This window comes from Nostoc sp., from assembly GCF_041747015.1.
GTDB lineage: Bacteria > Cyanobacteriota > Cyanobacteriia > Cyanobacteriales > Nostocaceae > Nostoc.
Window position 1 is genome coordinate 1 of record NZ_JBGTFY010000362.1, and the last position, 6927, is coordinate 6927.

At 38.7% G+C, this 6927-nt stretch carries 6 protein-coding genes and 1 pseudogene; all 7 read right to left on the reverse strand.

All coding sequences use genetic code 11. The annotated features are described in order from the left end of the window. Positions 1–204: 204 nt before the first annotated feature. On the reverse strand, positions 205–1539 hold the full coding sequence (locus ACEW80_RS28965) for a deoxyguanosinetriphosphate triphosphohydrolase (RefSeq protein ID WP_373529914.1): 1335 nt from the start codon (positions 1537–1539) through the stop codon (positions 205–207). A gap of 495 nt (positions 1540–2034) precedes the next feature. Further along, positions 2035–3180 carry an ISAs1 family transposase gene (locus ACEW80_RS28970; RefSeq protein WP_373529915.1) on the reverse strand — a complete coding sequence of 382 codons (1146 nt, stop codon included), beginning with the start codon at positions 3178–3180 and terminating at the stop codon, positions 2035–2037. 247 nt (positions 3181–3427) lie between these two features. Continuing rightward, a complete protein-coding gene (gene arr, locus ACEW80_RS28975) occupies positions 3428–3898 on the reverse strand; it encodes an NAD(+)--rifampin ADP-ribosyltransferase (protein ID WP_373529918.1) in 471 nt (156 codons plus the stop codon). A 394-nt stretch (positions 3899–4292) separates the two neighbouring features. Next, a pseudogene (locus ACEW80_RS28980) lies at positions 4293–4632 on the reverse strand (hypothetical protein); the annotation flags it as partial. A 10-nt stretch (positions 4633–4642) separates the two neighbouring features. Continuing rightward, positions 4643–5119 carry a GNAT family N-acetyltransferase gene (locus tag ACEW80_RS28985; protein WP_373529916.1) on the reverse strand — a complete coding sequence of 159 codons (477 nt, stop codon included), beginning with the start codon at positions 5117–5119 and terminating at the stop codon, positions 4643–4645. Then, entirely contained in the window at positions 5088–5381 is a 294-nt protein-coding gene (locus tag ACEW80_RS28990) for a hypothetical protein (RefSeq protein WP_373529917.1), read from the reverse strand. Before ACEW80_RS28990 ends, ACEW80_RS28985 begins: the two co-directional genes overlap by 32 nt. 43 nt (positions 5382–5424) lie before the next feature. Beyond that, a protein-coding gene (locus ACEW80_RS28995) for an IS630 family transposase (RefSeq protein WP_373529919.1) occupies positions 5425–6518 on the reverse strand; the annotation gives its coding sequence in 2 pieces (ribosomal slippage) (positions 5425–6012 and positions 6015–6518; 1092 coding nt in all). Positions 6519–6927: the final 409 nt, after the last annotated feature.

A 6927-nucleotide genomic window follows, 5' to 3' on the forward strand; every position in this document is an offset into this window, starting at 1 on the left:
AAGAATAAAATGCAGTTATCGTATGAAGCTTATTAAGTGTGAAAAAACCTAGTTATGTAAAAAAAATAACTAGTCCGACGCGTTAGTGAACTAGTTTTTAAAGAAATCCTCTTCTCATGCCATGAGTATTATTACTCATCCACAAATAGTGAAAACTGCAAAAGTATAGGTACTTATATAAAATAGGTAGCTCCTACAATGAAATTATCCCAAGGAAATTCCGCTAAATTTTTGAAATAGTTTAGTAGCATAGGAGTCAGTCATACCAGATATATAGTCTGTAATTTTCAGAATTTTTTCATAGCTATTATCATCCTCCAAACTTAGATAATATTCTTTCGGAAGCATTTGATAGACTAATTTGGACTTATTTTCATTATTGAAGATTGTGTTAGCAAACTCAGTAAATAACTTGGCTAAAACTTCGTATCCAGCAATTTGGATACTAACTACATCCTGGTGCTGAAAAACAGTATCACTAGTTTGTTTTCCAATTTCTTTTAGATGCTCTGCATAATTACTTAAAGATAATAAATCTTCTTCAAATTCTCCCGAAAGGATTTTTACTTCATTATCTAAAAAAATTTGAGTTGCTTCTCTTATAAGTTTATCAATACCTTTAGCACGCAATCGTTTAACTTTTTCATCCTTGCTACCATCATCTTTTTGAATATCAATATCTGCAATCTTATTAAGCAAGTCTTTAGCTTGCTCAAATGATATATAACCCATACGATGTCCATCTTCTACATCAACAATTGAGTAACAAATGTCATCTGCTGCTTCAACCAAAAAAGCAAGTGGATGTCTACACCACCATGCTGCATTATCATGACGGCGAATTAACCCAACTGTATTTGCTACTTCAGAAAATAAATCTTTTTCTGCCTGGAAAAAACCATGTTTTTTAGGAATTCTACTTGTGGAATTTTTTAAGATAGATTCTGGTATTAAAGATTCTCTAGGATACTTTGTAAAAGAAGCTAAAGTTGGGCAAGTGAGTTGCATCCCCCCTCTTTGAGGAACCATTTCAAGGTTAGTTAAAATCCTAAATCCTTGTGCATTACCTTCAAATAAATCAAAGTCAGCTTTTTGAAACTCGGTAAGTAGTTCCTCTTTCATCTGGTTAACAGAACTATACCAAGATTGAAATGCTGTACGAATAGCATCTTCTCCAGAATGACCAAAGGGAGGATTACCAATATCATGAGCTAGACAAGCAGCAGACACAATCTCACCGAAGTCTGACGGACTGTAACCATATTTATCAAGCTTGTGTCTTTTTATAATTTCATCGCCCACAATCCTACCAAGGGAGCGGCCAACACAAGAAACTTCAAGACTATGAATTAGACGGGTACGAATATAGTCATTTGTGGGTAAGGAAAAAACTTGTGTTTTATCTTTGAGGCGGCGGAAAGGGGAAGAAAATACCAAACGATCATAGTCTCTCAAAAACGGGGTACGGCCATGTTGAATATCTTCTTGTTCAGTCCTACCAAGTCTTTGAGGTGTCAGAAGCTTTTTCCAATTCATCATAGTTATTTCCGTAACAATAATATATTTTTTGCTACATTGTACTCAACCAAAGCTAGATTGTAACCTGCTAATAAACTGTTTTTTACTTCCAAAATAAGATTCTACGTAATTTTTGCACTTCCTACTTATCGGATGCAAAATTGCCATAATTGTTCAGAGGCTTAACCAATCCTGTACTCAGACTCTAGAAGCGTCAACAATTTCTCTTCGACAGCCGTTAAATAAGGCCGTTGATTTCAATCGGTGAGCAAGACAGGGGAAACGCATCTTATTTCCTAATAAAAACTAAAGAAGATTCAAAAATGACATAGATAATTGTAAAAAGTGAGGAAATTATAAGCAAAATAAATCCTATAATATTCCAAACTTTGAATTAACTTATCTCCGGTTGAATCGCTATATTTTAATACTAAAAAGTTCATTGATTGGGTAAGTAAAAGTCTGCTTATGTGGAGATAAACACCAACTTTTACGTAAAATATTCAATTCAGTTTTTCATATATTAATTTCAGCTAATTCTAACACTCTGGTTAAATAGTTGTTATCCATAGCGGCGAGAAACTGTTTGTTTTTTATTCCCCGTTTGACACGCTTTTCTTTACTTAAAAGATTAACTGCAATGTGCCGCAATACTGCAAAGTTTTCTGGTGCATTATCCTTTCTAATTCTAGAGTCATCTTCTCTTAATGCGACATCCAGTATCCAATGTAATGAATTCTCAATACCCCAATGATTGCGAACAGAATTGGCAAATTTTTCCGCATTTGACTCAAGACTACTGATAAAATAACGAGTCTCAACCGTTGTTTTACCATTCGCATTTCGCACGGACTCTACCATACCAACACTATTTAATTTTGACCAAATTGAATCTGGGTCAAGTCGCTCTTGAATATCAGATAACATTAGATAATGGCGAATTTCATGGCGACCATGCCCTACTTCTTCTGCTTTATAGGTGCTATGTTGAATCTTCTGAAATCCTGTACCTATGCCTGACTGGAATAGTTTTTCAACCTCATTATAAAGATTACCTTGGTTCTTCTTTAATGTGATTACATAATCTGCATTCTGCTGTGTGATTAACCTCACAATCTCTTTTTGACAACCTATGGCATCAATTGTGACAATACATCCAGATAGTTCTAAAACCTTTAATAACTCCGGAATTGCTGTAATTTCATTCGATTTCTCATCCACCTTAACTTGTCCTAACACCAATCTATTTGTAGTTGCCCAGGCACTCACCATTTGGATTGCACTTTGGTCACTACTTTTATCATAAGAGCTACGTAAAGTTTTCCCATCAATTGCAACCACTTCACCCTCGGTTATCTTCTGTATTGATTTCATCCAACCAAGAAAACATGATTGAAACTGTTGGGGATTTATTTGTGCAAATACTCGCGCAAATGTATCGTGTGACGGAATACCATTTGGTAGTTCTAAAAATGTTTTTAACCACTCATACTTTGCACAACCATAAGTCTCTATTGCCACCCAACCATCAGCTCCACAAATTACAGCACAGACGGCAATGGTCATGATATCGATTAATTTGTGTCGTTTGGTACGATCTATTCGTGGATCTTCTATTCCCAAAAAGTGGTCAGCAATAGTGATTTTGGGTTTGAGCTTCATTCAACTGTAGTCTGGTTTTTTGTTTACCGTACAGAATGAATTTACTACAAAAACGAACCCCATTGCTTGGCAACCGACGGTTGCCACAAACTCTCCCCACTACAACGATTATCATTCTTGTTTTGTTTCGGGACTAATTTCCTGGAAGTCTTGTTTGATGGAGTTTTGGGGAATTTCACCTCGATCATCAATCTTGAATATTTTAGATGCGTTCGCCCTGGTGAGCAAGATGTGGGAATCTTAGAAATTAATTAATAATTTCTCCTTTGTTATTGGCCAACTTTTCACGCCATTTTTGGAGTTCTTCAGGTGTTTGTCTCACCCAATCTGTGACTTCGCCAACGATTTTTAATGGTGCTTGGGAGCGATATGAGCGTGTCGGATTGCCCGGAAATTTTTTGTCTGTAACATTCGGGTCATTTTCAAACTCCCCTGTTGGTTCAACGATATAAACACGTTCACGGTTATCGCCTTTTGCTAATGCAGCAGCTAGTCCCGCCCCATTGACAAGGGCTGTGAAATAAATGTGATTCATTTTGAGTTCAAGTTTGTAATTAGAACTGCCTCCTGCTGTCAGCAAATCGCCAACCTGCAAATCTGCTTTCGTTCCATGATAAAAGGGGCCTTTGTCAGAAGGTTTATCCTTAAACGAAGTTGCTAATTCATAATTCTTTCTTGCCTTGTCAGGGTCGCTTAAGTCCTCATAGCATTTGGCAATGTTTGAATATAGAGAAGGGAAAGCACTCTTAACAGTGTTGTTATTTATTTTTAATGCAAACTGCAAAGCCGTTTCGAGCCATTTTAATTTGTCAGAAATATTTTTCTGATATCGAGCTACATAATGGGCTGAAATAAATTTTTCAAAGTCGTATGTCGCTTCGTTCCAGGCTTGAAGAAACAGTTTACTTGCTTCTTCTGGTTTGCCTTTTTCTTCCATGCCCATACCTTGAAGACAGAGTTTAACAACATTGTTGTTTGGGTTGAATTCCATGATTACTTTGTCTCGTAATGATTGTAATTTCGATTTAGTTGCTTGTCCTTAGTCTGTTGAAGTGCATCGTAACTACTGCTAACGGTTCGCTTGAGCGGCTGCGAATAACCTTTACCTCACACCAACACCCACCCTTACCCCTGAGTTCGGGGTTATCCTTGGCTAAAACTTGGCATACTTCGCCCAAGTGGTAGGTGTTTGGTACTCTGGTTCGCTCCATTATGCGCTGCACAATGTCTTTGACGATTCTACCACTTGGGACTTTACCACCCGCTTCCTCTACTGCCTTCGGCAACGTCAAGGACGAACGCGTAACTCCATAAGTGCCTTTCCCGCCTCAAAAAACGCCCGTTCTACCTTTCGCTCCAGGTGCAAGCGGTAAGCGTAGCCATGCCGTCAGGCTTATCGCTAATTTCTTGCTCGGTTAACTCTGGAATTTCAACAGCAGTAACGGTGATTGTTACTAACCAATCAAGCAAGCTTTTTCGTCATAAATACGCTGTTCGGGTCATCAATGTATTCACCAAAGGGGCCTCGGTACTCAAACCCATACCGTGTATACAAGGCTCGTGCTGAAGCAAATTCTGGAATTACCCCTGTTTCTAAATTCAAGCAATCGTAACCACGCCGTTGGGCTTCTTTAATAATCTGTTCCAGAATCTTTGAGGCGACACCCCTACGTCGGTGAGCCTTGACGGTACGCATTGATTTAATTTCACCGCTTCTTGAATCTAGTTCTTTCAATGCCCCGCATCCAAGCAGTTCTTCGCCATCCCAAGCCGTCCAAAAAGTAATATCAGGGGAACGCAATGCCTCTATATCAAGAGCATGAACACTTTCGGGTGGGGTAATCTCATGCATATTTTCGAGATGTTCCCTCAGAAGGTCAGCAATATTTTTACCTGTCAAGTCATCTTCACGAATTTGCAATCGGCTTATTTCCTTCATTAACCCCATATTCCTGCTCAATCAAACTCAACACCTTCTCCTCCACCACAGTCAAATACGGTCGCTTCAGTTCCCCCAGATGCTTCAGCACAGCACGAGCAGCCTGTTCTAAGTTCTCGTTTTCCCGTAGCCTATGAATGCGATCACTAATTAACTGCATCTGCTGACACTCCTGGGGCAAGTAATTGTAAGACTTCAGGTGCTGCAACCCAACGGTGTACTCGCCATCCCACATTCTCACGGTGCAACTAAAGTCATTCACTGCACTGACAATCGCTTACTCCCTTCCCACTAAAAGAATAGGGTTAGATAGGAAGTCTAAAAATGTGTTCTAAAGTCCGGAATATCTGCTCAGGATTCATCAAGTATTTGACATCTTCAAGAGCTAATTGGATTTGCTCAATAGTCACAGTAGATGGTAAATGATGTAATTTCTGTAGTCGAAGTAAATGAATTTCATACTCAGCCAAATTAAAATCAGGAGAATAAGCAGGCGAATGTAAGAAATTTACTTCTATTTTGTCGTCAATTTCTCTAGCTACAAGATAGTCATGAAACAAACCCTTCATTTTTTGTTTATGAGTGGAGTTATTATCTAAAACTATGTCAATCTTGGTGCAATTCTCTTGAAGAGAATCTTGACACAAGTCAGCCAGGTAGGCAGCGACGTCTTCCGCTTTGGACTGGGGCTGCAATTGCAAATAAACTTCTCCACTAACCGCATCTACAGACAACATACCATTCAGCTTCTGTCGTTGCCGTTTCTCGTTACTTGGGACTTCAGGTTTTGTATTTTTCTCTGCCCAACCATAATACAAACTGGGTCTGTCATAAACAGCAAACTCATCGTAGAAAATTAGTTTGTCTTGTGGTTGTAACTCTTGAAGTTTTTTTTTATTGTTGACACAAACTCTTTTTGAGCTTCAGGATTGGCATTTTCATAATCTCGATGAGCCTTTTGATGAGACAAACCCAGTGAGTCCAATATTTGATAGATTCGACTATCTTTAAGTTCTAAGTTCCATCTGGTTTTTATGACCTCTTCAATGATTTTACCTGTCCAAATGTAACGGTCAATTCCATAGTCTATGGGTTTTTGCTTTAACAACATTGTCTTGAGTTGTTCTTTCTGCTCTGGATTTAGTTTTTGAGGTTTCTGATGCCTGATTGGTGCTACCAATCCTGCTAACCCTTTTTCCAGGTATATATCTATCCATGAGATCAGCGTTTGCTCTACGCAACCTACTATCTCCATCACTTCTTTTCTCGTTTTTTTCTCATGAAGATTTTTGATTGCTTCTAGCCGTCTCCGTATATACTCTTGTTGATGCTTGTAATAAAGTTTTTGCCACTCGCTTAAATTAAGTGTTATTTTTGCCAGTTGTTCTGTCCTGTTAATATTTTTATCCTCATTCATCTCTCTAATCTTATACTGGGAAGGGAGTAACACCCACCCTTTCCTCTCAGTTCAGGATTGTCCTTTGCTAGGATTTGGCACACTTCACCCAACTGGTAGGTATTTGGTATTTTCGTGCGTTCCATGATGCGCTGCACTACATCCTTGACAATCCTACCACTTGGGACTTTGCCCCCGGCTTCCTCTACTGTCTGCTGCCATACTTCCTGTTGCTGCTGGGGTTCTAGCTTGTTAGGGGGAACGTACTAACCCAATACTGCTCGGTTAAGGAAAATAAAGAGTAAAACAAAGAGAAAAGTGTTCGCGTATAGTTTCCGAGAACTAAAATTGAGAGACTTACTTTTTCTCTTTGAGGCTGTCGTATAAGTCAACCCAGTTTTGTCGAAGAGAA

Bases quoted from the DNA above. Each gene is read 5' to 3' on its own strand.
- ACEW80_RS28965 (WP_373529914.1), bottom strand. From the start codon at position 1,539: ATGATGAATTGGAAAAAGCTTCTGACACCTCAAAGACTTGGTAGGACT.
- ACEW80_RS28970 (WP_373529915.1), bottom strand. From the start codon at position 3,180: ATGAAGCTCAAACCCAAAATCACTATTGCTGACCACTTTTTGGGAATA.
- ACEW80_RS28985 (WP_373529916.1), bottom strand. From the start codon at position 5,119: ATGAAGGAAATAAGCCGATTGCAAATTCGTGAAGATGACTTGACAGGT.